General features: G+C 49.8%; 18 protein-coding genes. 7 read left to right on the top strand and 11 right to left on the bottom strand.

Annotated features, from left to right (window positions below; genetic code table 11):
• Nucleotides 1-126: 126 nt before the first annotated feature.
• Nucleotides 127-378 carry a hypothetical protein gene (locus B0F88_RS19155; protein WP_146083301.1) on the bottom strand — a complete coding sequence of 84 codons (252 nt, stop codon included), beginning with the start codon at nt 376-378 and terminating at the stop codon, nt 127-129.
• A gap of 51 nt (nt 379-429) precedes the next feature.
• Between B0F88_RS19155 and B0F88_RS19985 the strand changes: the two genes are divergently transcribed.
• From B0F88_RS19985 to B0F88_RS02600, 4 genes are all read left to right on the top strand, one after another.
• A complete protein-coding gene (locus B0F88_RS19985; protein ID WP_445641275.1) occupies nt 430-843 on the top strand; it encodes a hypothetical protein in 414 nt (137 codons plus the stop codon).
• 408 nt (nt 844-1,251) lie between these two features.
• Nucleotides 1,252-3,624, top strand: a complete 2,373-nt coding sequence (locus B0F88_RS02590; protein WP_104422392.1) for a phosphoketolase family protein — start codon at nt 1,252-1,254, stop codon at nt 3,622-3,624.
• On the top strand, nt 3,612-4,679 hold the full coding sequence (locus tag B0F88_RS02595; RefSeq protein ID WP_104422393.1) for an acetate/propionate family kinase: 1,068 nt from the start codon (nt 3,612-3,614) through the stop codon (nt 4,677-4,679). The genes B0F88_RS02590 and B0F88_RS02595 overlap by 13 nt, the downstream gene beginning before the upstream one ends.
• A gap of 573 nt (nt 4,680-5,252) precedes the next feature.
• The gene (locus B0F88_RS02600) at nt 5,253-6,047 is read left to right on the top strand and encodes a bestrophin-like domain (protein WP_104422394.1); all 795 of its coding nucleotides are present in this window, start codon (nt 5,253-5,255) and stop codon (nt 6,045-6,047) included.
• A 223-nt stretch (nt 6,048-6,270) separates the two neighbouring features.
• Here the strand turns inward: B0F88_RS02600 and B0F88_RS02605 are convergent, their stop codons facing one another.
• The 5 genes from B0F88_RS02605 to B0F88_RS02625 form a co-directional block, all read right to left on the bottom strand.
• Nucleotides 6,271-8,796 carry a glycogen/starch/alpha-glucan phosphorylase gene (locus B0F88_RS02605; protein WP_104422395.1) on the bottom strand — a complete coding sequence of 842 codons (2,526 nt, stop codon included), beginning with the start codon at nt 8,794-8,796 and terminating at the stop codon, nt 6,271-6,273.
• Nucleotides 8,796-9,953, bottom strand: coding sequence for a putative bifunctional diguanylate cyclase/phosphodiesterase (locus B0F88_RS02610; protein ID WP_104422396.1), 1,158 nt, complete (start codon nt 9,951-9,953; stop codon nt 8,796-8,798). Before B0F88_RS02610 ends, B0F88_RS02605 begins: the two co-directional genes overlap by 1 nt.
• 126 nt (nt 9,954-10,079) lie before the next feature.
• Entirely contained in the window at nt 10,080-12,965 is a 2,886-nt protein-coding gene (locus B0F88_RS02615; protein ID WP_104422397.1) for a methyl-accepting chemotaxis protein, read from the bottom strand.
• A 45-nt stretch (nt 12,966-13,010) separates the two neighbouring features.
• Nucleotides 13,011-14,819: a GGDEF domain-containing protein gene (locus tag B0F88_RS02620; protein ID WP_104422398.1), complete on the bottom strand. Its 1,809-nt coding sequence runs from the start codon at nt 14,817-14,819 to the stop codon at nt 13,011-13,013.
• A 374-nt stretch (nt 14,820-15,193) separates the two neighbouring features.
• Nucleotides 15,194-15,520, bottom strand: coding sequence for an integration host factor subunit beta (locus B0F88_RS02625; protein WP_104422399.1), 327 nt, complete (start codon nt 15,518-15,520; stop codon nt 15,194-15,196).
• A gap of 348 nt (nt 15,521-15,868) precedes the next feature.
• Between B0F88_RS02625 and B0F88_RS02630 the strand changes: the two genes are divergently transcribed.
• On the top strand, nt 15,869-16,546 hold the full coding sequence (locus B0F88_RS02630; protein WP_104422400.1) for a hypothetical protein: 678 nt from the start codon (nt 15,869-15,871) through the stop codon (nt 16,544-16,546).
• A gap of 51 nt (nt 16,547-16,597) precedes the next feature.
• On the opposite strand, the gene B0F88_RS02635 is transcribed toward B0F88_RS02630, so the two are convergent.
• Both B0F88_RS02635 and B0F88_RS02640 read right to left on the bottom strand, forming a co-directional pair.
• Nucleotides 16,598-17,638 carry an MJ1255/VC2487 family glycosyltransferase gene (locus B0F88_RS02635; protein WP_104422401.1) on the bottom strand — a complete coding sequence of 347 codons (1,041 nt, stop codon included), beginning with the start codon at nt 17,636-17,638 and terminating at the stop codon, nt 16,598-16,600.
• Nucleotides 17,635-18,159, bottom strand: coding sequence for a phosphatase PAP2 family protein (locus B0F88_RS02640; RefSeq protein ID WP_104422402.1), 525 nt, complete (start codon nt 18,157-18,159; stop codon nt 17,635-17,637). The genes B0F88_RS02635 and B0F88_RS02640 overlap by 4 nt, the downstream gene beginning before the upstream one ends.
• Nucleotides 18,160-18,665: 506 nt before the next feature.
• Here B0F88_RS02640 and B0F88_RS02645 point away from each other — a divergent pair.
• Complete coding sequence (locus B0F88_RS02645; protein ID WP_104422403.1) at nt 18,666-19,427, top strand: hypothetical protein; 762 nt, start codon at nt 18,666-18,668, stop codon at nt 19,425-19,427.
• 370 nt (nt 19,428-19,797) lie between these two features.
• On the opposite strand, the gene B0F88_RS02650 is transcribed toward B0F88_RS02645, so the two are convergent.
• The 3 genes from B0F88_RS02650 to B0F88_RS02660 are packed head-to-tail and all read right to left on the bottom strand — an operon-like array spanning nt 19,798 to nt 22,219.
• A complete protein-coding gene (locus B0F88_RS02650) occupies nt 19,798-21,213 on the bottom strand; it encodes a PhoH family protein (protein ID WP_104422404.1) in 1,416 nt (471 codons plus the stop codon).
• A gap of 2 nt (nt 21,214-21,215) precedes the next feature.
• Complete coding sequence (locus B0F88_RS02655) at nt 21,216-21,686, bottom strand: peroxiredoxin (RefSeq protein WP_181049821.1); 471 nt, start codon at nt 21,684-21,686, stop codon at nt 21,216-21,218.
• 8 nt (nt 21,687-21,694) lie between these two features.
• Nucleotides 21,695-22,219, bottom strand: coding sequence for a glycine cleavage system protein R (locus B0F88_RS02660; RefSeq protein WP_104422656.1), 525 nt, complete (start codon nt 22,217-22,219; stop codon nt 21,695-21,697).
• 167 nt (nt 22,220-22,386) lie between these two features.
• On the opposite strand from B0F88_RS02660, the gene B0F88_RS02665 reads away from it, so the two are divergent.
• On the top strand, nt 22,387-25,332 hold the full coding sequence (locus B0F88_RS02665; RefSeq protein WP_104422405.1) for an SPOR domain-containing protein: 2,946 nt from the start codon (nt 22,387-22,389) through the stop codon (nt 25,330-25,332).
• The last annotated feature ends 6 nt before the right edge of the window (nt 25,333-25,338 follow it).

Consider the following 25,338-nt stretch of genomic DNA (forward strand, 5'->3'; position numbering starts at 1 on the left):
AAGAAAGCTGGGTGGCTGATTTGTGTTATGTAGTAGATTTATCTGGATCGGCGATGAAACCGATGCTTTATATATGTTCCTGGCCGATAGCGTGTGACTCAGGGGCAGGGGTTTTCAGGATGATTTTTAGTGAACGCGGCCTATTGCCGGCTGAGTATTGCGATGCGCCGGCGCCGCATCTTGCATCTGGGCGATCCGCACCTTGGCGTGGTTTAAGACTGAGCTGAGTATGTGCAGCGATTCGCAATTGGTGCGTATCTTAGTTTCGCCCAGATTTATCTCTAGGGTGCCGCAATCAGGACAAAATACCACGCGACAATCGGCGTTACCGGCAAGGCTTACTTTCTTGTGTCGTTTATTTGAATTTATTGAGTTCATTGATTTCACCATCCAAATGTTGGGCAGGATAAAGTCTGCCGAAGCCGCGGTATGCAGCGTTTCTTTGACATTGGCTGGCTACCAACAGCGGAAGTGTTGGTTGATGGCTGGCTGCTTTTTACAAATTATTTGGTCAGGATTAATTTGTCCTGGCGCGTTAAACGTAATCGGTATTCTTCACCGGCGTGCTCGATCACAACTTCGCGGCCCGAGCTAAATAGCTCCGCGCTGTTTAACCTCTGCCGCACCAGCTGTGATCCCGTCACTGCCGGCACTTCCACCTTCCCTGGTGGTCGTAAAACAGGCGTTGTGTCCTGTTTTGTCGACAGCGTTAAGTCTAAAGGTTCTGTAGAGGGGGGAAGTTGTTTGTTCATGGTTGCAAATAATAATGATTATCATTTGTCGAGTCAACATTTGTTGTTCCATTTTGGTAAATTACTTAAAAGTCAGCGCGTAATCACTTAATTGGATAGTGCATGCCCAAGCTGTTATCGATGCCGATTAGGAACGTGCATGAAATAACTTGAGCAAGTTTTATTTTTCATTTTTTAACCATGAAGGACATGAAGCGGCATGAAAGGTTTAAGTCTTCATGTCCTTCATGCTCTTCATGGTAATTGCCTAAATTAATTTATGCACGGTCCTTAACGCTGGATAATGTCCAGAAAAGACAGGAAAAAAGAGACTTCGTATGATGTGGTTTGAGTTTAATTGAGGTGGGAGGGTAAGAACCGGAATAAGCATGCGGTACTGGGGCACTTAAGAGCGATTACCTTGTAGTGTTAGCCAGCCTGTCATATAGGCGTCATAATGAGAATGTCTAATATCGAAAGTCAATTGTCCCCTATGAAACCAAACCCGGATCTATAAACCATGACCACCCAACAGACGAAGCTATCCCAAGAAGAAATCAGCAAGATTGACGCCTATTGGCGCGCATGTAACTATCTTGCCGCGGGCATGATTTATCTGCGCGACAATCCGTTGCTGCGCGAACCGCTCAAGCTTGAGCATGTGAAGAGTCGCTTGCTGGGGCATTGGGGATCAAGTCCCGGCCTTTCTTTTACCTATATCCACCTCAACCGGCTGATTAATAAGTACGACCTGAATGCTATTTTTATGGCCGGTCCGGGACACGGCGCGCCGGGCGTGCTCGGTCCGGTTTATCTGGAGGGCGCGTACAGCGAAACCTATCCGAACAAGAGCGAAGACGAACACGGCATGCGCCAATTTTTCAAGGAATTCTCCTTTCCGGGCGGCATCGGCAGCCATTGCACGCCGGAAACGCCGGGCTCGATTCATGAAGGCGGCGAACTCGGCTACAGCGTCTCGCATGCGTTCGGCGCGGCTTACGACAACCCGGATTTGATTGTTGCGGTGGTGGTCGGCGATGGCGAATCCGAAACCGCACCGCTGGCGACCTCCTGGCATTCCAATAAATTCCTGAACCCGATCCGCGACGGCGCGGTGCTGCCGATCCTGCATCTGAACGGCTACAAGATCAACAACCCGACCATCCTGTCGCGCATCCCGCACGAAGAATTGGAAAACCTGTTCAAGGGCTACGGCTGGACGCCTTATTTCGTCGAGGGTAGCGACCCGGACGCGATGCACCAGGCTATGGCGGCCGCTATGGAGCAGTGCGTGCTGGAAATCCGCCGTATCCAACAGGAAGCGCGCGCTAGCTGCCAGCCGGTCCGCCCGCGCTGGCCGATGATCGTGTTGCGCTCGCCCAAAGGCTGGACCGGGCCGAAAGAAGTCGATGGCAAGAAAGTGGAAGGCTTCTGGCGCGCTCACCAAGTGCCGCTGGGCAACGTGCGCGACACGCCGGAGCATTTCAAACAGCTGGAAGACTGGCTGCGCAGTTACAAGCCGGAACAACTGTTTGACCGGGACGGGCGCTTGCTGCCCGAATTCAAAGCCCTTGCACCCAAGGGCGCTCGGCGCATGAGCGCCAACCCCCACGCCAACGGCGGCCTGCTGCGCAAAGCCCTGCACATGCCGGATTGCCGCGACTATGCCGCCGTCGTGACCAAGCCTGGAACCACCAGCGCCGAAAACACGCGTCCTCTAGGCAAGTTCCTGCGCGACATCATGCGCTTGAATATGAACAATTTCCGCGTGTTCGGCCCCGACGAAAACAGCTCGAACAAGCTGGACGACGTGTACGAGGCCAGTAAGAAAACCTGGCTGGCCGACTATCTGCCGGAAGATGCGGGCGGCGGCGAACTGTCGCCGGACGGTCGGGTCATGGAGATGCTGTCCGAGCATACCTTGGAAGGCTGGCTGGAAGGCTATCTGCTGACCGGCCGCCACGGTTTCTTCTCCACCTACGAAGCCTTCGTGCATGTGATCGATTCGATGTTCAACCAGCATGCCAAATGGCTGGCGATGTCCAAGGAAGTCGCATGGCGCGCGCCGGTGTCATCGCTGAACCTCTTAATCACCTCGACCGTCTGGCGCCAGGATCACAACGGCTTTACCCATCAGGATCCGGGCTTTCTCGACGTGGTGGTCAACAAAAGCCCGGAGGTGACGCGGATCTACCTGCCGCCCGACGTTAACTGTCTGCTGTCGGTTGCCGATCATTGCTTGAAGAGCACCAATTACATCAACGTGATCGTTTGCGACAAGCAAAAGCATTTGCAATTTCTGGACATGGATGCGGCGATCAAGCACTGCACCAAAGGCATCGGCATCTGGGGCTGGGCGAGTAACGATCAAGGCGTCGAACCGGATCTGGTTATCGCGAGCGCGGGCGACATCCCGACCAAGGAAGCGCTGGCCGCAGTGGTGTTGCTGCGCGAGAATTTCCCGGAACTGAAGATTCGCTTCATCAACGTGGTCGATCTTTACAAGCTGACGCCGGACAGCGAACATCCGCACGGCTTGTCGGACAAGGATTTCGATAGCCTGTTTACGCTGGATAAGCCTATCCTGTTCAACTTCCACGGCTATCCCTGGCTGATCCATCGCCTGGCCTATCGCCGCAACAACCACAAGAACCTGCATGTGCGCGGCTACAAGGAAAAAGGCAGCATCAATACGCCGCTGGAGCTCGCAATCCAAAACGAGATCGACCGCTTCAGCCTGGTGATCGATGCGATCAACCGCGTTCCGTCTTTGCGCGTGGCGGGCGCGCATGTCAAAGAAAGCATGCGCGATATGCAGATCGAATGCCGCAACTACGCTTACGAACACGGCACCGATTTGCCCGAGGTTGATAACTGGGTGTGGCCGTATTGAAGCGTTCGGTTCTAACGATCAACAGCGGCTCGTCTTCGATCAAGGCGAGCCTGTTTGCCGCTGACGGGGCGCGGCGCAATTTCCGTTATGAGCATGTGCGTGATCAACGGGAAGCATTCGATCAGTTGCTGCACGATCTGGAAGGCGATATGCCGGAGCGGGTCGGGCATCGTTTTGTCCACGGCGGCGATATTAGCGATTCGGCAAGGCGGGTCGATGCGGCCGAGCGTTGCCGGCTGGAACAGTTGATCCATCTTGCCCCGCTGCATTTGCCGGGCAATTTGCTCGGGCTGGATTTGTGCCTGCAACGTTTCAACGCGCCGCAAGTCGTCTGCTTCGATACGGCTTTTCATGCCACGATGCCCGATTTGGCCAAACGCCTGCCGATTCCGAACGAGCTTGGCTTGCGCCGCTTCGGTTTTCATGGGCTCAATTACGCCTATATCGCCAAAGTTTTGCCCGATATGCTCGGCGATGCGGCTTATAAAAAAGTTGCCGTCGCCCATTTGGGCAGCGGCGCCAGCCTTTGCCTGATGGAAAACCTGAAATCCGTGGACACGACGATGGGTTATACCCCGGCGGGCGGCATTCCGATGGGAACCCGAAGCGGCGACCTTGATCCCGGCGTGATGCTGGAGCTGGCGAAACATTACAATCCCGAACAATTGAGCGACGTGGTCTTCCACAAGATGGGATTGATGGCTTTGTCGGCGGGCGAAAGCTCGGAAATGAACGAGCTTCTTTCGAGTAACAGTGAAAACGCCCAATTCGCGGTCGATTATTTTTGCCGTCAGGTAAGGGCCGCGATAGGCGGTTTTGCGGCCAAGGCGGGCGGTATCGATGCGCTGGTTTTTACCGGCGGCATCGGCGAGCATTCGGCCGAAGTCCGTGAAAAAATCTGCGCTCCCCTGGATTTTCTTGGGTTTGCGTTGGACCAGACAGCCAACCATTCCGGGATGACCGACATCGGTCTTGCCGGTCACAAGCCCGTGTTGATCGTTCCCGCTGATGAGGAAGTGATGATCCGCAATCTTTGCTTAAGTACTTGTCCGTAGATATTTAAACTTCCAGGACGAACTATACAGGCCGGCACAGATACCGCACGACCAGACGGAAACGCCGCCGCGCTGCTTTAAGTTAAGCATAATGGCCCGCTCCTACGCACTTAACTTAGGATCGTGCATGAAATAACTTGAGCAAATTTTATTTTTAAACCATGAAGCGCATGAAGGACATGAAGGATTTAAGTCTTCATGTCCTTCATGCTGATTGCTTAAATTAATTTATACATGTTCCTTAATGGCTGTGACGTAGCGCGTGGAATTTACTTGAATTCTGGCGCGTTGATACCGATAGGAGGGAGGAGTTCATCCCATTGGCCGTATCTTTCAGTTATGATGAATCGATGTTTTAAATGCTGTCAGCGGTGTACCCTAGGGAAGCGCTGAACAAATTGATTTCGCTCATGGTTCGACAAGCTCACCATGAACGAAATCAGAAACTTACCGTTCATCCTGAGCTTGTCGAAGGATTAAATCAGCACTTCCCTAGGCATTTGTGAACTTTATGTTATAAGGGCAAAAGTCCTGCTGACTCTATATATAATTGATTACCGGAGATAATGATTAATGTTTTACTGGATATACGATATTCCGAATGGGCTTCTGGCCGGGTTGATGTGCCTTGTCTGCCTGAGCTATACCTGGATTGGCCTGCTGACATTAAGGCCGTGGATACGGAAATGGCTTGGGTCTGAACAGGGGGGAGAAAACGAGTTTGTCAGCTATTTTCTTTCGGCTTACGGCGTTTTCTACGGTTTGATGCTCGGCTTGATCGCCGTCGCTACTTACCAGAACTTCAGTGATGTAGACGGTAAAGTCGCAAGAGAGGTGACAAGTATTGCCGCGTTATACCGGGATGTTTCCAGCTATCCTGAACCGGTTCGGAGCAGCTACCAAAACCATCTACGCGGATATGTCCATTATGTGATCGATGAGGCTTGGCCTGCCCAGCAGCGCGGGATAGTTCCGATGGGCGGCTCGATGCGCGTTACGAACTTTCAGAAAGACTTGTTCGCTTTCGAGCCAAAGACCAAGGGTGAAGAGATTCTGCATGCAGAAGCGCTACGGCAATTCAACGTTTTCATCGAGGCTCGGGTGGCGGGAAAGCAAAGCGTGGGGGCCTCATTGCCCGAGGAACTCTGGTATGTGGTGGTGATCGGGGCGGCGTTGAACCTGGCCCTGATCTGGATGTTCTCTATTGATAGGGTCTCGATTCATCTGGCTTTGTCCGGTATTCTTTCGCTGTTTGTCGGCTTGATGCTGTTTTTTATCGCTGCGATGGATAATCCTTTTCGAGGAACCTTGAGTATTACGCCTGAAGCCTTTCAGATGTTACTGGATAGTACGATGAACTCAAGATAAGTTAAAAAACGCGAGGCTCCCAAACTTCAGTGTTTGTGATAATGTTGCAAAAACCTCCTCGTTCCCGCGCGCTGCGTCACTGCCATTAAGTGAAGTATTGTAGGACCGGTCATGCCCGCGATTTCTACAGTCGCTGCCCAAATGTCGCGGGCGCGGCCCGCTCCTACGACGTCATTGTGCTTTATGAACGGGAGCCAACCCGCGTCGCCCGGTGGCTGTTAGGCTAAGTCGGATTTTCCAATTTATGCGTTACAGCCGGTTGCGGTGTTAATTTCCAAATATCGCGGTTGTATTCGCCGATCGTCCTGTCGGTAGAAAACTTGCCGCTGTTCGCGCAATTTAAAATGCTCATTTTGATCCAGTGATCTTTGTCCCGATAGGCGTCTTCAACCCGTTTTTGGGTATCGACGTAGCTTCTAAAATCGGCAATCGTCATCCAGGGATCGTGAGGACTTTTTATCGAGTTGATCAGGTCGTCGAAGATGCCCGGCTCGAACTGGTTGAAATAGCCGGATTCCAGTAGATGCATGACTTGCTGCAAATCTTCGTCCTGGTCGATCATGTCGAGCGGGTCGTAGTGGGCTCGCCTTGCTTCAATTTGCTCTTCGGTCAAGCCGAACAAAAAGAAGTTTTCATCGCCTACTTCTTCGCGGATTTCAATGTTTGCGCCGTCCAGTGTGCCGATGGTGAGCGCGCCGTTCATCATCAGTTTCATATTGCCTGTGCCTGAAGCTTCCTTGCCGGCGGTGGATATTTGTTCGGATAAATCGGCGCCGGGACAGATCTTTTCCATCGCCGAAACGCGGTAATCCGGTAAAAACAGCAAGGTCAGTTTGTCGCCTATATCAGGGTCGGAATTAATGACTTGGGCGACATTGTTGATCAGCTTGATGGTTTTTTTCGCCATGCGGTAACCGGGAGCCGCTTTGCCGCCGATTAATACGCATCTTGGCACCCGGTCGGCGTCGCCTTTCTTTATGCAGTTATAAAGATGGATGACATGCAATACATTGAGCAGCTGACGCTTGTATTCATGAATGCGTTTAACCTGCACATCGAATAAGGCATCGACATTCAAATGCAGTTCCGCGCCGTGTTTGGTTTTTTTATAGTCAATCAAACGTTGTTTTCCCGCCTGCTTGATCGCGTGCCAGCGTTGACGGAATTTGGCGTCGTCGGCGTGGGGTTCCAGTTTTTTCAGTTGCGATAAATCGGTGACCCATTTGTCGCCTATGGTTTCCGTTATCAGGCTTGCCAACTCGGGATTGCAGGCCGCTAACCAGCGCCGCGGCGTCACGCCGTTAGTTTTATTGTTGAATTTATGCGGCCATAAGGCGTAAAAGTCCCTGAACAAGTCCTGCGTCAGTAACTTGGAATGCAGCTGGGCAACCCCGTTCACGGAAAAACTGCCGACTATCGCAAGATGGGCCATTCTTACCTGTTGCCGGTCGCCTTCCTCGATGATCGACATCCGGCTTAATCGATCGGTATCCGCAGGCCAGTGCATCGAAACTTCAGCCAGAAAACGGGCGTTGATTTCAAAAATAATCTCCATCAGCCTCGGCAGCAACCGCTGCATCAGGCTAACCGGCCATTTTTCCAGCGCTTCGGGCAGCAAGGTGTGGTTGGTATAGGCCATGGTGTTTTTGGTGATTGTCCAGGCTTGATCCCAGGTTAATCCGTGCATGTCCATCAGCAGGCGCATCAGTTCGGCAATCGCAATGCTCGGGTGGGTGTCGTTTAGCTGGAAGCAGCTTTTTTCGGCAAAATGCTCGAAATTATCGCCGTGCAGGCTTGTCCAGTGGGCGATGACATCCTGCAAGCTGGCGGAAGCCAGGAAGTATTGCTGCCGCAATCTCAGTTCCTTGCCGTTTTCGTTGGCATCGTTGGGGTACAGCACCATCGTGATATTTTCGGCCGTGATTTTTGCCGCGACGGCTTCCGCATAACCGCCTGCATTGAATTCATCCAGGTTGAATTCCTCGGTAGCTATCGCCTTCCACAGCCGCAGTGAGTTAACGGTTCCATTCCGATAGCCGGGTATCGGCGTATCGAAAGGCACGGCCAATACATTACTGGTCGCCATCCAGCAATGCCGTTGTTTGCCGTTCTCGTCGGTCTGGACTTCTGTATGGCCGCCGAATTTAATGCAATGCGAATATTCCAGGCGCTCGATTTCCCAGACGTTACCGTGGCGCAACCAATGATCGGGTTTTTCGACCTGTTCGCCGTTGATAATAGTTTGGGTAAACATGCCGTATTCGTAACGCAAGCCGTAACCGATCACCGGCAGCTGCAAGGTGGCGCAGCTGTCTATAAAGCAGGCGGCGAGACGGCCCAGGCCGCCATTGCCGAGCCCTGCATCCTGTTCGCTGCCGATTAGTTCTTCCACGGCAATGCCGAGATCGTACATGGCCTGGGTTACGGTATCGGTTACGCCCAGATTTAGCATGGCGTTGCTCAAAGTCCGGCCCATCAGAAATTCCATCGACAGGTAATAACCCCGTCTACAGTCATTGCTTTTATAGGTTTGATGCGTGGTTTTCCAGCGCTCCATCAGGCGGTCGCGAATCGCCAGCGATAAGGCTTCGCCGGCATAATAAGGGGAGCGGCAGTTTTCGTCCCGGCCCAGCAGGTGGACATAGTATTCTTTGAAGTCATCAATAAAATCGTTTTTTTCCCGGCCCTGCGCGGGAAGCTTGGTGATTGACGGCTTGGGGTTGCTGATTACAAATTTGTTGGTGGGCATTATTTAATCCTGAAAGCTATGTCGGTCGGGTTAATCAGTTTTTCAAATTCATCTAGCGGTATCGGTTTGCCGAACAAGTAGCCTTGATAGGCCGAGCACCCCAGTTGTTTTAGACAGGCAAATTGCGGTTCGGTTTCCACGCCGCCGGCAATCACGTCGATCTCCAGTTTGTTGGTCATGGCGATGACCGTTTTTACGATCAGTGCGTCGCCAGTGTCGATGGCGATGTCGCGCATCAGGAACGGGTCGATCTTTAACTGGTCGATGGGTAGCTTCTTCAGCTGACTCAATGAGGAATAACCGGTACCGAAGTTATCCATTGAAAAGCGGACGCCGAGCTGTTTCAGCGCCTTCATTTTTTTGATGGTGTTGGAGAGGTCATGGAGCATCAGGCTTTCGGTCAGTTCCAATTTAAGCCGCTTCGCATTGACGCCGGTCTCTTCCAGCGTCCGGCGCAATTGTTCGGCGAAACCGGGGCTGTTGAATTGACCGGGGCTGATGTTGACGGCGAGCTGCAATTTCTTTTTCAGCGGGTCGGCCTGCCATAATCTAAGTTGTTCGCAGGCGGTTTTCAGCACCCATGCCCCGATCGGCAGGATCAAGTCTGTTTGTTCCGCTATCGGGATGAATTGATCCGCAGTAAGCACTCCGTATTGTGGATGTTCCCAACGTAGCAGGGCTTCCGCTCCGATCATTTTGCAATTGCCGTCTACCTGAATTTGGTAATAAAGCTGGAATTGGCGCTTTTCCAACGCAAGGTTCAACTCCGATTTCAACGTCCGGTGGTCATGTTCATGGTCGGCATGTATTTCCGGGTGCGCAAAAGCCGAAGTTATATCCGTTTTGCTATACCAGTCAATGTCGTGCAGTTTGAAAAGGCTTTTAGTCAGCCGATTGGTGACCAATTTGCGTCCGTCCCTGTCTTTGAGCAGAACGGCATCGGGAATCGCATCGATCAGGCGGGTAAGTTGAGAACTGAAAATATGCAGTTTGCCTTCGTTCTTGTGCAGTTTTTGCAGGGCGTTGCTTTGCTTTTTGATCAACGCAAATTGGTCTTGCCGGGTGTTAGGCAGTTTTTTTTTCAGTTTTTTAGGCATAAATTTTCCACGGAGAATAGGGTGGTCATCGGTTATTTGAATGTCATAAAACGTATTCATTGCAGACCTTGCCTTATGGATTGAGTGCAGCCGAAGCCTGTCATGAGTTTATCGAATGGGGATCACCACGAACGGCTTAACTTAATGACGTTGGAGCAGGGCGCGGTAACCGGAATGTTGTCATTATTAAAATTCCTCCCAATCGCCATTGGCGAGGGCCAGCAGTTGCGGCTTCATATTGGCTGCCGCGACCTTTTCCAGACTATGGAGAGCATTGCCGCCGGTTCTTACGCTATCCCAAACAACACGTTCCTTGTGTTCCCGATGGCGGTGTTGGTGCGCCGGCAGTGCTACAGCGGCATCTTCAACGACAGGAAACGTGTCCGGGCCGGCCAGTCTTTCATCTACGTTAAAGCCGCTTACGGTGACGGCCAAGTTTTGCGCTTGTTCTTCCAATGATTCCGTAGCGGCGGCTGCTTGTTCTACCAGGGCGGCATTTTGTTGAGTTACATTATCCATTTGGAGGATGGCTAGATTGACCTGTTCGATACCGGCGCTTTGCTCGACGGAGGCGGCGGTTATTTCGGCCATCATGCCGGAGACGCTACGGATGGAGCTGACGATTTCTTTCATGGTCAGCCCCGCTTGGGCGGCCAGTTTACTGCCCACATCGATTTTTTCCACGGAGTCTTCAATCAGGCTTTTGATTTGTTCCGCGGATGCGGCGGCGCGTTGCGCAAGGTGGCGCACTTCGCTGGCTACGACGGCAAAGCCGTGTCCGTGGATGCCGGCATGGGCGGCTTGAACGGCGGCGTTGAAGGCGAGAATATTGGTCTGGAAGGCGATGTCGTCGATCACGGAAATGATCTGCTCGATCTTTTGCGAAGATTCTTTTATTTCATTCATGGTGGAGACAACCTGGCCAACCGCCACACCGCCTTGGTCGGCTATTTCTGCTGCGCCCGTGGCAAGCCGGTTGGTCTGTTTGGCGTTCTCGGTATTATGCTGCACGCTGGATGTAAGTTCTTGCATGCTTGCGGCTGTTTGTTCCAGACGGGTGGCTTGCTCTTCGGTACGGTGCGCCAGGTCATTGTTGCCCGAAGCAATTTCCTGTACGCCGGTGTTGATGCAGCCGGCGGCCTCCTTGATCAGATGGATGATATTTTTAAGTTTTTCCACCGTGGTATTGGAATTGTCCTTCAGTTGTCCGAACGTGCCGTGGTAGTCATGAGTGATGGTTTGCGTCAGGTCGCCGCGGGACAGCGCTTCGAGCACGCGCACGGTTTCATTGATGCCTGTTTCGGTGGTATACAGGAGCTGGTTGAGGGCTTCGCCCAATTCGCGCAAGAAGCCTTCCTTGCCGCGTAAGTCGAAACGATGGGTAAAGTCGCCCAGAGTAGCGGCAGCGACAATGGTTGATACCTCTTTTTCGACGGCGATTTCGGCGGTGCGGTCCTGCCATTCGGCTACCGAACCCAGACGTTGCCCCTGTTTATTGATGACTGGGCTGGCTGCCACTACCATCGAACGGCCGCCCAGTTCCATAGTGGTTGTGTAGGTGCCGGTTAATGCGCCGAGTAATTGCGCCTGGTGCGCAGGTTTTTTATGAAAACTGTCAATCTTGCTGCCGACCAGTTTGCCGGCTGAAAAACCCGGAAAATCATTGCGGATACCTTGCTCGGCCTTGCTGAGCATATCGCTTACCGATGGGTTCGCATAAATAATTTTACCGTCGTTGTCGGCGATCATGACGCCGGTGCTGACGTTATCCAACGCAATCTTGATGCGCAGGTTTTCATCGGCGACGCGCTGGTTTTCGGCGACGTCAAAACCCAGTTTGGTTTGCATCGCTTTGAGGGCTTCCATGACTTTGCCGATTTCATTCCGGCGTTCTATGTCTATGACATTGTTGTAATTGCCCTGTGCAATTTGGCCGAAGTGGGCGATGGAGGCCTCAAGCGGATGTATGATCACGCGGACCAGAACCAAACCGAGCCACAGCACCAACGCAATGCCTGCCGCGATCAGGCCGATGGAAAAAGTGCGGAAGGTTTCATGGCGGGACTGGGCGGCCCCGAACTCCTGTCCGGCTATATCGAGCTGCATTTGCATCAGTTGCCGGATACTTTCTTCGACCGGTAAATAAAGGTCGTTGATCCTGTCTATGTCGGCCTGCGCCAGGCGGTTGCCCCGCAATGCCGCAACCGCCGGTTTTAACCCATCCGCCACGAACTGTTTTCTGTATTCGGCAAATTGGTCGGCCAGTATTTTTTCTTCAGCGGTTAATCGGGTGGACATATAGCCGGCCCAAAGCCGGGTGATTTTGTCGATGTTTTGCTCCACGTCCGCGGTGTTTTGTTGGATCGCTTCAGGTGTCGGGTTATTGAAGCTTGCGACAATAGCCAGTCGATTACCCTGCAACAAGTTTTGAATTTCGGCAATCCGGCTGATAGGAAGGGTGCGGTCCTGATACACGGTACGCAGACCTTCTTTGGTCTCGCTCATGCCGAGTAATCCTATGCCGCCGATAATCAGCAGTAAGAGTGATAGCAGGCCGACAATAGCGATCAGACGGGCCTTGATGGTCAAATCGCTGAATTCTAATTGCTTTAAAATAGAGGGTCTTACGACCTTGCCGTCCTGGATTTTCAAGTTGCGGGCCTTGCCTTCGCGAAATAACCGGTAAGCCGCGTCCGCGGTCTTGATGTGTTCATGCGCGGGTTTGCTGCGGACCGACATGTAGCCGACCAGTTGATCGCCCTCATAAAGCGGTGTGACATTAGCCAGCACCCAATAGTAATCGCCGTTTTTGCAGCGGTTTTTGACGATGCCGGTCCACGGGCGGCCTGCTTTCATCGAACGCCACAAATCGGCAAAGGCTTCGGGCGGCATGTCGGGATGACGCACGATGTTGTGCGATGCGCCGATCAGTTCTTCTCTGGAATAGCCGCTGATACGGATAAAAGCATCGTTAACATAAGTGATAACCCCTTTTAGATTGGTATTGGAAACAATAGAATCAGCATCGGTAAGAATATGTTCCACATCGGTTACGTGCTTATTAATTTTCATGAGCTGTTCCCCGGTCAGTTTGTTATTAAAAGAGACGCTTTAGGCTTAATTAACTATGTGCAGTTTGGTTGCTGAGTGTGTAAAGGATTGAAAATTGCCGGAATTTTTTGCGGCCATTCGTTGGTTAATAAAGAGACTGTTGCCGGGTATTTTTTTTGCCATTTTTTTGGCTTCGGATGCCAAGTCGGCTATATCGACATGGGATTGGCACTGGCTCGTTGATACCGGATCCACCAAGCCGACGGACAGGCTGATCAACGGGAAAAAACATTTCTCTCCGGCCCTGTTTTCAGTATGAATGCCCCCGGCATTTATATCCTTGTCGCTGTAATGGGACGGGACGGTGCTTTCAAAGGCTTTCAGTATGTTTTTACAGCGTGTTAACCAGTCATCGCAGGTAAAAATTACAATAAAATCATCGCCGCCTATATGACCGACCCGGCCGCTCTCTGCCGGGATGTATTGAATCAGCGTATTGGCGACGGCTTTGATGATCGCGTCGCCGGCATCGTAGCTGTAGACATCGTTAAAAGGTTTGAAGTTATCAAGATCAAAATAGCCGAAACCGAACGGGATTTTGTTAGCCAGCAATTGATTGATCTGGTTATTGATCGGAACGCTGCCCGGCAACAGCGTTAGGGGATTGGCGTGTTTGGCGTTATCGATTTGCTGGCGGGTGAATTCGGCGAGTAAGTCCAGCAGAGTGCCTACGCCCATATATTCCCCGTTATGGGTAATGATAAAAGCCGGGTCATTGGTCATTAATGAGGTCAGCTGCTTACTGACTAAATCGATCGGCATGTTTTTATCGATACACAACGGCGTATTTTCGATAAACATTTTGATTGGGTTTTTGCCGTGTAAGTCGATGCCGTATCGGCTAGAGAACAGTTTGGTAAGAAATTTGTCACGAAAAATAATGCCGGACGCTATGTTGTCGTCAACCAGAGGCAATATGGTCAGTTCGCTGTTGTGATGAAACAGGTTCATGACGTCGCTGATGGTGGTTTTGGCTGAAATAGGCGTGATGTCCCTGATGATCTGGACCGCTGTTGTGGCGTTATTGAATGGAGCGCTTTTGCAATCCGTATCCTGTTCGATAGCAAACAGCGCTTTGTCGATTTCCTTTACGGGAACAGCCGTTGGCCGGGCAAAATAATAGCCTTGGGCATTAGTAATGCCGATTTTTTCTATGGCTTTGAATTCTTCTTGTGTTTCGATGCCTTCGGCAATGACGCTGCAATTGAGGGAGACCGCCATGCTTTGAATCGAGCGGACAAAATTAAGTTTGATCGGGTCGTTATGGAGGCTGTGGACGAAGTGTTTGTCTATTTTTACATATTCGGGCAGTAATTCCGCCCAGAGCCTTAATCCCGAATAACCGGCGCCCAAGTCGTCAAGAGCAATCTCAAAGCCCATGCCTCGATAGTGTTTGGCCGAGGCGCGCATGATTTCGTAGTTATCGGCTGGTTTGTGCTCGGTTAATTCAATGACTACCGAGCGCGGATTGACGCCGTACTGATCTAGCAATCTGAGTGTTTCGCCCTTTTTAAATTCCGGTTGCAGCAGCACCAACGGGCTGGCGTTGATAAACAGCTTTTCTTTAATGTCCAGGTCGGCGTAGCGTTGTATGGTTATTTCCCGGCATAGGAACTCGAGTTTTGTGCTTAAATTGAACCGTTCGGCCGTCGTAAACAAGTTAAACGGACTATGCAGAGGGCTATTGGATGGACCCCGGATTAGCGCCTCGTAACCCAGAATTTTCTTATGGGTCAGGGAAACAATAGGCTGGAAATGCGGCGTTAGGAGCTTGCCATCAAGGATGTTGATTATTTCTTTGCGCAGATCCGGCATTTGATAGATCCCCTAAACATGTTGAGGTTTAGGGTAGGATAGGCGGCTTTTATTACGTGAATATTTCTTTGTGATGACACGAATGTTTCCGCATTTGATAAGAAAGAGTAGTATTCTGCATAACTCGCTGAAAACATAGATCTTTTATGGTTAGTATTGTGAGCGGTTAGCGCTATTTGTTGCAGAAAAACGCCGCTAGCGCGACGGCTATGTCAGCAGTCGTATTTCATCCCGACGCTTACAAAGGCGAGTCAGGTTGGCTGGTAGACAGTTTCGGTAACGGCGGCGCTATTTTGCGCATGCAGCGCTGGTTAAGAGAATAACCCGGTCTTGGCGTATCGGGCTGCAAAACTGCAATCAGCAATTTTGCACAGTTATCCGCGTTCGGTTGTATTTGGCTGCACCTCGCCGTTACAACCCGGTACCTTGTTAACTCTCCGCCGTAGTTCTTTGCCCGGTTTGAAATGGGTCGAATACCTGGCCGGCAAGCTTAATTCAGCGCCGGTTCTGGGGTTTCTGCCGGTAACGGGTGGGTGATAATGCAGGGAAAAACTGCCAAATCCCCGGATTTCTATTCTATCGTTAGACATCAGCGCTGCACTCATATGCTCGATCATGCAATCAACCGCCGATTCCACTTGTTTTCGTTCCAAATGAGGCCGCTTCTTAGTCAATATATCAATGAGTTTCGATTTAGTCATACCAGTTTCTGTGTTGTTTAAGGTCTGCTCAGGTTTGTGTGGCATATGCCCTGTTTTTCTGCGTGAAATGCCCTGAAGACTGCCGATAATGATTTGTTTAAGCCCAGTATTCATGCGGCTTTAGGGCGTTTTTACAACGCAAGAACAAACAATAAGCATATATCGCGCCATTTTCCGCGTCTTATTGTCGCGCGACAATAAGTCACATTTCCAAGGCCGGTTTCATTCATTAGACTGTGTGCAACTCTTGTGTGTCACTCCCTTGCTTAAGGGGATTAGAGTTAACTGTCCTTCCTCTATGTGCGGTCAGCAGCGCTGGCCGCATCTTTTTAGCCTACGGGTGGAGCAATGAAACGGAATTACCAGGCTGATGCATTCTGCTTTGTTAATGATCAAGAGTTGATCAGACAAACCGCTTTCCATGAGGCCGGTCACGCGACGGCCATTTATCTTTACAATAAACAAAAACAACTGCCCCCGGTGCATTTTCAAATCACCATTAAGCCGCTGGATCGCCTAAAATCCGGTCTTCCGAACAACCTCGCCTATGATCGCTGTGCCGCAGTCGTAGAAGGAGGGCGCCTGATTCACAGCCTGCCGGTTGCGTTGCTTGAAAGTACGCGCTATTTCTCATCTGTCGAGCAGGACGTATATCAGACGGCTTTTGAGGCGGACATGATCAATTTGCTGATCGGGCCGCTGGCGGAAGCAAGGCATGTCGCCCTGCGCGATGACGAGCAGTTTAATGCCCGCTTGGTTAACATCGATGCCCTGCATTATTACGGCGGGACATCCGATCTTGAGAAGGTTTATGAATACCTGGACATCTTTATCGCGGACAGGCGCCGGCACGAAGAAAAGCTGGCCGAGCTGTTCGGGCAAGCTTTTCAGTTCATAAATTCACCTGTTTATTGGCAGGCTATTGAGCGATTGGCTGACTATATTCTCAGCAACAAGGAAAATATAATCAGCTGCGAGGAAGTGATTGCGGTGCTGGATAAAAGCAGTCCGCCACGTAGTGTTTAGCCGGGGACATCATCGGATCATTTAGGATCATGACAGACGGTACACGGCCTGCTATTGCTTGATTTGCAAAACTTCCACCGAATCCCATACGTCTTCAATAAAATCCGCATCCATTTTGGGCATGCCGTCCTGTATCCATTGCACCAGCGTTTTTGCGATATTGGGATAAGTAATATGAACGGCGTGATTGTCGTGCAGCCAATGTTCAATAACCGCTGCATCCAGATCGTTCATGACATGTCCATAGCCGAGCTGCTGTAAGGCCGCGGCATTGGAGATTTGTTCCATTTGCGCGTGTAGAGGCTTAGCCAGGATTTTTTTGCCCATCTGTAACGACTCGCTGGCCAGTTCAAATCCGGCATTGTTGATAATGCCCGCGCAATCATATAAATCTTTCTGGAAACCGTCGCGCGACAGAGGATTATAGGTGATATGATCGAATTGGGACGGAACCACTTCCGGCGAATAAACGTGAAACTGAAAGTTCTTAAAGGGCGACAAAAGCCGGACGACTTCATTCGGGTCTTCGAACGGAAGGTACACGATGATCTTGTTTTTGATAATGCTTTTCGGTGTTTCGGGCGTATCGATAATCGGCGGCAAAATGGGCTGGCCGAAATGATGCCAGTGCAAACCGATCCCCACATCCGCGGGGGCAAAATACTTTATGACTTGGTCGGCGATAGGGTCCGATCCCTTTCTGGGGATGTTATGGTTAAACGCATATTGATGGCCGATGCCTAAAACCGGTATTTTCCGGTTTTTTGCCGCCCAGGCGGTGACCGGTTCAAAATCGCTGATCACCAGATCATAGCCGCTCAAATCGAGCGACTTTACATCTTTTATGAAAGTAATGGGTTTTGCGTCACGCGCTGTTTTTAGATAATTGACTTGCCCTTTTTCCGTATTAAAGGTCATGCCGGTACGCAACTGGTAGCCGTTAAATATTTCCATATCGAAATACTTATCCGCAGGGCGTCCGCTAAATTGAAAGGTAACGTCGATGCCTGCGGCATGGAGTTCTTTCGCCATAACCCGTGCGCGAGTAATGTGGCCGTTTCCGGTGCCTTGTACGCCATAAAAAATTTTCATATTACGATTTGTCCCAAGCTGAAAAGTGCGGTGCTGATGCCCAAAATAGCGCCTACCAACGTGTCGGTCGGAAAATGCACGCCCAGAACCACACGGGAGAATGCAACCAATGTCGCCCAACAATAAAGCAGGATCATTAAGGGAGGTAAATAATAGCCAAGCAGCGTCGCCATCATGAACGCGGCGGACGTATGGCCGGATGGAAAACTGAACTTATCCGAGGGGGTAATGATGCTGCGGAAATTTTGTAAGGCCGCTTGCGGCCGGTTGCGCTTCAGGCCGTTTTTGAGCACGAAATAAATCGGTCTCTCGATTGAAAAACCCAGTAGAACGGCTTGCAGAAATGGGCTTTCCCAGCCCTCAGACCAATACAACAAGCCTGTGATGACCAGGTAAAGCTGGCCGTCGCCGGTTTTTGACAGATAACGGCCGGCCTTGGTCAAGTGGACGTGCATTCTGGCGTTGATCAGCCAGGTGAACATGAAAACGTCGTATTTATGGATGGAATAGAGCAGTTTCATATCTTTATCCTCCTGAGGGAAGTTCTGCAAAGCATTAACCTTCTGGGCAAAGAGTAAAACTCTTCTGTGACAAAGAAATGAACGTTTGTTGACGGTTTTGTGACAGCGGGGAGATTCAAGCAGGGCGTGCAAATAAGACTGCACATAACAAGCCTGATAGGGCGGCAGATTCAAGTAAGGCGGAATATAAATGTTAGGACAAAACCCAGCGTTGAAAGTATCATATCCGTCGCAACGTCAGTGGGGTATTGTCAATAAAGCCGCATGTCCGTTGGACAGGATGCACATGAGGGCAGCGTCTTCTTTTACATAACAAGAATATTTATTTGCCTTTTTTAGGTTTGATTGCCTACATCTATTTCGTGAATACAGATGTTATGGGTAAATTTAAACTACGGACTGACCATTACCTTTATAAATAAGTTTTAAAAAGTGGAGACCAGAACCCACTTAAATAAACGGGGCGTAAACCGAAAAGCCTATGAGTAAGTAAGGAAATAATAATCATGAACAATTCATATCTTAAAACAATAAGAAAATATTACCCTAACGCAATTTATTCTGAAATATTTGGAAAATTAGTTATTGAATATCTAAAGCAGATAGGTTTCAATCCAGATGAAGTAATGACTGCCAACAGTATTTGCAGCGATGATATAAACGCCATGCAGTTTTCAATATCAGATAGTGGTTTACTAGGCCCTTTTTATCTGGGAGGATTAGATGGATTTCCATTTACCGGACTAACGGGTATACAAGCATTCGCACATCACATGCCGGAGGATGGAGCATTGCTCATTTTTTATGGACCGCATATTGGCATAACTAAAGAGGGGGAAATCGGGAAAGTGGTCCGCAGAGGTCAAGATCATGAATCAAACTGTTGTGGAGCTGCACAAGCGGCACTAGATAAAATAAATGACAAACCGCAAGAACCCAGTTTACTCGATTACCAAGAAGATACTATTGTGCAATTGTTTCAACAAAACAAAGTACGAATCGAAGATGAACCCTATCCGATACAAGAAGCAACGGAAGTCATGTATGAAGCTGTACAAGAAAGAATTCATCTTTTGATTACGAAATCAAAAGATGAATTCGTAGGGAAATACCTGATTTTAATAGGATCCATTTTTATAAACGTAGACGAAGGGGCGGATTCCTGTATTACTTATAAAGAATTCCGAACGATAAACTTAGATACCAATGAAGAAAAAGACCATTTAAAAGGCTTTGTTACTTATTTGGCTAAAAATAAGTTAGATTAAAAATACCCGTATGACGTTATTAAATCAAAATCAATGGTGAGTTATAGTACTCCCCATTGTCCAGACCAAATAATCATGGAATTGAGATAGAGCCGGGCGTCTGGCACGGGCGCTGTTAATAGGTTATTCTGGCAAGTTGGAGATAGGGTGATTCGTGGGGATGCCTCAGAGTCTGCCCCCCCCCATTAAAATTGACGGTATCGTCCTGCCAATGCCTTTAAGTTAAGCACCGAAGGAGGAGTGGGCAATGCCCGCTGCGGTGGAATTACTAAAATCCTGCAATAATTGCCGCCCAAATATCGCGGCGCTGCCCGCTCCTTGTTTATGATGTATTGTTTGATATTAAGTTAACAATGCAAAATACTTTCTTTTATAAAATATCTGAAGCGTAATCGGCCAAGCGTGAACGCTCACCGCGGCGCAAGGTGATATGGGCTCCATGCGGCCAGGTTTTAAAACGGTCTACAACATAGGTTAAGCCTGAGGTCGTCGCCGTTAAATAAGGCGTGTCGATTTGCGACAGGTTGCCGATACAGATGATTTTGGTTCCGGGGCCTGCGCGGGTGATCAGGGTTTTCATTTGTTTTGAGGTTAGGTTTTGCGCTTCGTCGATGATCAAGAAACGATTCAGGAAGGTGCGTCCGCGCATAAAGTTAAGCGACCTGATTTTGACCCGGTTCATGATGATGTTGCTGGCCGCGCCTTGTTCCCATTCGGTCTGTTCAGCATTGTGGCTTAGCAGTTCAAGGTTATCGATTAATGCGCCCATCCACGGCGCCATTTTTTCTTCTTCGGTGCCGGGCAGAAAGCCTATATCTTCACCGACCGGCACGGTTTCTCGGGTCATGATGATTTCCTGGTAGGTTTTCTTTTCCATGACTTGGTTAAGGCCTGCGGCCAGAGCCAGTAGGGTTTTGCCCGTACCCGCCGTACCCAGTAAGGTGACAAAGTCAATGTTGGGGTCCAGCAGGACATTGAGGGCGAAGTTCTGCTCCCGGTTTCTTGCCGTTATGCCCCAGATATTGTTGCGTCTTGCCCGATAATCCTTGGCCAGTTCCAATACCGCAACCTGTCCTTCGCAAGATCTGACGATGGCTTCAAAGTTGGTCTCGTCTTCTATGTACAAATACTGGTTCGGGTACCATTCGGCGACCAGCGGATCGTCCAGTTTGTAAAACGTGCGGTCTTTTTCCTGCCAGGATTCCATTTTGGTGCCGTGAACGGCCCAGAAATCGGATTCCAGCGCCATTGAGCCGCTGTATAGCAGGTCAATGTCATCCAGAGTCTGGTCGTTATGGTAGTCCTCGGCCAGCAACTCCAGGGTCGCCGCCTTGATGCGCATGTTGATGTCTTTTGAGACCAGGATAACGGTGGTGCCCGGCAGTTCCTTAGTGAGCGCCAGGACGATGCGGAGTATCGAGTTGTCGGCCAGATTGCCGGGCATGCTTTCCGGCAGCAATGCGGTCATCGCGCTGGTTTGGAAATACAGGCGTCCGCTTTCGGCTGTGTCGGTGTTCGGCCCGTGTTTTATACTTGATAGCGGCAAGCCGTCGTTGATGGTTTGCTGGTTGGCGTCGCGGATTAATTCGTCCAGGAAACGGCTGACTTGTCTGACATTGCGCGCCAGTTCGGTCAGGCCTTTTTTCGCATGATCGAGTTCTTCCAGGACAATCATCGGGATGAAAATGTCATGTTCCTTGAAGCGGAAGATCGCGGTTGGATCATGCATCAGTACGTTGGTGTCCAAGACGAACAGCTTCTTAGGCGGTGATGTTTGAATATTCATGGCTAATTCCCTGTTAGTTCATGCAAGGCTTGCAAGACTTCTTCGCAGTGTCCTTTGACTTTGACTTTGCGCCATTCTCGAACCAGCAGGCCCTGAGGATCGATCAGAAAGGTGCTGCGCTCGATGCCTCGGACCTGCTTGCCGTACATGTTTTTCATCTTGATAACGTCAAACAGTTCGCACAGCTTTTCATCCGGGTCAGAGAGCAAGTCGAAGGGGAATTCCTGTTTGCATTTAAAGCCCTCGTGAACTCGGACAGTATCACGCGATACGCCTACGATGACGGCGTTCAGCGCAGTGAATTGTTCAATGTTGTCGCGGAAACTTTGGCCTTCCTGGATGCAGCCGGGCGTGTTGTCTTTAGGGTAAAAATAAATAACGAGATATTTGTTTTGGTAGTCGCTTAGCCTTACCGTTTTATCGCCGGTAGATGAAGCCTCAAAATCGGGTACAGGGTTGCCGGGAGTTATCATTATTAAAGTTATCGTTTTATGGGTTCAAGAATGGCGTCTATATTCAATTGGTCGCAGAAATCCATAAATTCTTCGCGTAGCGACAACAGGTGAATTTGCGGGGGAATTAAAATTACAAATTTGGTTGAGAATACGGAAGTCTGGATATAGGGCGCCTGATAGCAGCTGCCGGTTATTTCCTCAATATCTATTTTCCGGTCGAACAGAAACGAGGTAATGGATTCTGTGACGCTATCGCGGTCGAGGGATATTGTTTCCAATGAGTATGGAACGCATTCTTTGGCCTTGTCTTTCTGCTCCGGCCTTAAGGTATGGATTTTGATGTCCAGCCGTCTCTGGATAATGTCCAGGGTGTTTTCAAATTTGGCAATTTGATTCCAGTTGCCTTGAATCAGCAGGTATGCGGCGGAGGACTGAGCGAGACGGGATAGCCTTATTTCCAGGATATTGCATTTACAGTCGCGCACGGCGGGTAATATTTCGGCAATAAAATGAGTCTGATAATTGCCTAAGACGGTGATGGCTAGTTGCATTTTGTTTCTTGGAAGTTTTTTGGGGAGTTTAGCATCAAATTGGTGAAACTTGATGAACATTCAGTTTATTTGGTATTAAAATGAATAAAATTGTTTCTCTGCCGATAAGCACCTAACGCTGCATTTAAACCGTGTGGTTATCTTAAAACTCATCACCGAGCCTGAATATGACTGATTCAATGGATAAAAAAGCAAAAGAAAAACGCGATAATCTTACTGTTGATCTGGATGCCATGCTGGATGAGGCGGAATCATCCTTACTTCCGTCGAATGAGATACAAGACGATGATGATCTTGATGCAATTGATAGATTGTTGATGGATGCCGGGTTTGATGCAGACGATGCGTCCGGGCAAACAGAAACGAAAAAGCAGGTATATGACGCGAAAGATGCCGAGTTGGATGAACTTTTGAGTTTTGATAGCTTTGGAGGCGATTTTAACGAACCGGAAAAAAACCAGTCGGCCGTTATCGAAGTAGGGCGGACTGTAGAGGATTTGCCTTTTGTTTCGTCGAATGAGTCGCAGGATGACGAGGATGCTATTGACAGGTTGCTAATGGATACCGGATTTCATGAGGATAATGCGCCGGAGCAAGCAAACGCAGAGGATGCCGGTGCGGCGGACGAACAGGACGGTTTTTCGGGTTTTAGTGACTTCAACGAGCCGGAAATGGGTGGACAGGACTCGGCATCTGCGACGGAAGAGGAGGAGCTTGATGATTTTATGGCCCTTGTTGGCGATGATTTTGACCCATCGGATCTCATTCAGGATGATGACGTTACCGAAGCGGCTTCGACGGCGGGAGGTTTGACTACGCCCGAAAAAATCGTCGAAGAGTCTGGTCTGGACAAGGATATTGACGCGCTTGACGAAGTGGATGAGTTTTCGGATTTTAGCGACTTTAATGAGCCTGAAGCTGTTGAACAGGATTTATCACAGACGGCTGAAGCTGAACAGGCTGTAGCGGATTTGCCCCTGCCCGAAGAAATCGCCGATGGCTCCGGTCTGGACAAAGATGTTGGCGCGCTTGACGAAGTGAATGAGTTTTCGGATTTTAGCGACTTCAATGAGCCTGAATTTGTTGAACAGGACTTGTCGGATGCGGCCGAGGATGAAAAAGCCGGTGCTGAATCTGAACAGGCTTCCGCGGAAGCATTATCGGATGTCGAACAGTTTGCATCAGCGGCAGTGGATTCGACTGAGACCACGGAAGTCGTCGATGAATCCGATGTGGAAGAAGAGGCCGGTACAGGCTTGGCGGATGAGGTCGATGACTTTTCCTTCCTTAGCGATCACTTTGATGAGTCGGATCTGATTCAGGATGATGAAGTGACTGCTGCACCGGCTGCGGAAGCCGTCGATGTAGAGGATCGGGAAGAAGATATAGCGGATGAGAACGATGATTTTTCTTTCCTTAGCGATCACTTTGATGAGTCGGATCTGATTCAGGATGATGAACTGACTGCTGCACCGGCTGCGGAAGCCGTCGATGCAGAGGATCGGGAAGAAGATATAGCGGATGAGATCGATGATTTTTCCGGCTTTAGCGATGAGTTTGATAGTTCCGATTTGATTCGGGGTGATTCGGAGTCTGCGGATTTACCTGCCGCCGATGAAGAGCTGGAGACGGTGGCCGAAGAATCATTTAATGAATTGCAGGATGATAACGGCATTGACAATTTGCTTGCGGATGCCGGCTTTGATGCGGAAGGCGAGTTAGATCAAAATCTTGGAAAGAACGAGGCGTTTGGGGATGATGCGGATTTGAGTGAAATTAATGACCTTTTTCAGCTCGATGAAGTTAGTGACGATTCTTCCTGGCAGGCAGAGGGCGTTCAGTTAGGGGAAGCTGAAGAACCCTCCTCGGCGAAGGAAGATGATTTTCTTTTGCCTGATTTTGATATTACGGCGGATATGGAAATTTCTGATGCAGGCGTCAATAAAGACGATGAGTTGGCGGATGTTTTTGGCGACTCTGGTTTTCTAGGGCCGGATGAAGCGGTTCAGGGGTTTGACACGGAAACTGCCGGGTTAAAACCGGGAGATAACGAAGCGGTTGCCGGACCGGGTTCGGAACAGACTGCCGCGCCTGAGAAAGAAGACGTTGCCAATGTAAAGTTGAGTCCATTTGGGTTTGAACAGGAAGATATTAAAAGACAGCTTGAAGAGGCTGAAAGTAAGGTTAAAAAAGCAAAGCTTTTCAGTTATGTAGCATTGGGATTTGGCGTCGTTGCATTAAGCACGGCAGCCGGGCTGGGTATGATGATTTATGGCGCGAAAACTGAAGTCTCAAAGTTAAATGAAGTGGTTTCAACGCTTGAAGCAAGTCTGGCGAAGAGCGCCGCCAATAATCCCAATGAAGAAATGAATGCGATGCGGAATTCAGTTGTGCAATTGAATCAGCAGGTCGATGGTTTTATAACGGAGCTGAAAGGGAACCCACAGTTTCCCGTCGATTTGTTAAATCACAAGCTGCCTGATATTGTCGCTAAACAGGATATGGTAAGTAAGGCGATGGATGTGTTGCAGGTCAAGATTGGCGGGCCGGACGTAAAGCCAAAGCCTGTTTCGGAACCAGCCGTTGCAGTTCCACCGAAAGTTGAAGTCGTTCATAAGCCTGAACCGGTTAAACCTGAACCGGTTAAAGAAGTGAAGCCGCAGCCGGTTACGCCGGCTAAAACAGGTGTAGAACATGCTCCGGCTAAAGAGAAAAACGCGCACGAAACAGAACCGGCTCCCGCCAAGGTAGAGGCTGCGCATGAAACCGCAGCCGCCAAAGAAAAAACTCAACCTGAAACGGTAAAAGCCAAGCCAATAGCGGCTGAAAAAATTGTTGTAAAGCAAGAGCCGGTGAAGGAAAAAAGGCAAGAAGCGCCTGGAAAATGGGGTGTAAATCTGGTTGCCTTCAAACAGGAATGGTTTGCTAAAAGTAAAGCGGCGGAATTTGCCCGGCAAGGCGTTTTTGCCGAAGTAATCCCTGTCCGTGAGAAGAATACAACGATGTACAGATTGCGAGTCGGGGGGTTTAAAAGCAAACAAGAAGCGCAGGCCAATACCGACAAAATAAAAAGAGCACTCAATTTGGATTCGGTTTGGGTAAGCGATAATTAGAACTTC

It is taken from the genome of Methylobacter tundripaludum, from assembly GCF_002934365.1.
Classification (GTDB): Bacteria; Pseudomonadota; Gammaproteobacteria; order Methylococcales; family Methylomonadaceae; genus Methylobacter_A; species Methylobacter_A tundripaludum_A.

Excerpts from the sequence above, each read along its gene's own strand:
- B0F88_RS02635 (WP_104422401.1), bottom strand. The coding sequence starts at position 17,638 with ATGAAAATTTTTTATGGCGTACAAGGCACCGGAAACGGCCACATTACT.
- B0F88_RS02665 (WP_104422405.1), top strand. The coding sequence starts at position 22,387 with ATGACTGATTCAATGGATAAAAAAGCAAAAGAAAAACGCGATAATCTT.
- B0F88_RS02655 (WP_181049821.1), bottom strand. The coding sequence starts at position 21,686 with ATGATAACTCCCGGCAACCCTGTACCCGATTTTGAGGCTTCATCTACC.
- B0F88_RS02650 (WP_104422404.1), bottom strand. The coding sequence starts at position 21,213 with ATGAATATTCAAACATCACCGCCTAAGAAGCTGTTCGTCTTGGACACC.
- B0F88_RS02600 (WP_104422394.1), top strand. The coding sequence starts at position 5,253 with ATGTTTTACTGGATATACGATATTCCGAATGGGCTTCTGGCCGGGTTG.
- B0F88_RS02645 (WP_104422403.1), top strand. The coding sequence starts at position 18,666 with ATGAACAATTCATATCTTAAAACAATAAGAAAATATTACCCTAACGCA.
- B0F88_RS02640 (WP_104422402.1), bottom strand. The coding sequence starts at position 18,159 with ATGAAACTGCTCTATTCCATCCATAAATACGACGTTTTCATGTTCACC.
- B0F88_RS02630 (WP_104422400.1), top strand. The coding sequence starts at position 15,869 with ATGAAACGGAATTACCAGGCTGATGCATTCTGCTTTGTTAATGATCAA.
- B0F88_RS19985 (WP_445641275.1), top strand. The coding sequence starts at position 430 with ATGCAGCGTTTCTTTGACATTGGCTGGCTACCAACAGCGGAAGTGTTG.
- B0F88_RS02660 (WP_104422656.1), bottom strand. The coding sequence starts at position 22,219 with ATGCAACTAGCCATCACCGTCTTAGGCAATTATCAGACTCATTTTATT.
- B0F88_RS19155 (WP_146083301.1), bottom strand. The coding sequence starts at position 378 with ATGAACTCAATAAATTCAAATAAACGACACAAGAAAGTAAGCCTTGCC.
- B0F88_RS02615 (WP_104422397.1), bottom strand. The coding sequence starts at position 12,965 with ATGAAAATTAATAAGCACGTAACCGATGTGGAACATATTCTTACCGAT.
- B0F88_RS02620 (WP_104422398.1), bottom strand. The coding sequence starts at position 14,819 with ATGCCGGATCTGCGCAAAGAAATAATCAACATCCTTGATGGCAAGCTC.
- B0F88_RS02590 (WP_104422392.1), top strand. The coding sequence starts at position 1,252 with ATGACCACCCAACAGACGAAGCTATCCCAAGAAGAAATCAGCAAGATT.
- B0F88_RS02625 (WP_104422399.1), bottom strand. The coding sequence starts at position 15,520 with ATGACTAAATCGAAACTCATTGATATATTGACTAAGAAGCGGCCTCAT.
- B0F88_RS02605 (WP_104422395.1), bottom strand. The coding sequence starts at position 8,796 with ATGCCCACCAACAAATTTGTAATCAGCAACCCCAAGCCGTCAATCACC.
- B0F88_RS02610 (WP_104422396.1), bottom strand. The coding sequence starts at position 9,953 with ATGAATACGTTTTATGACATTCAAATAACCGATGACCACCCTATTCTC.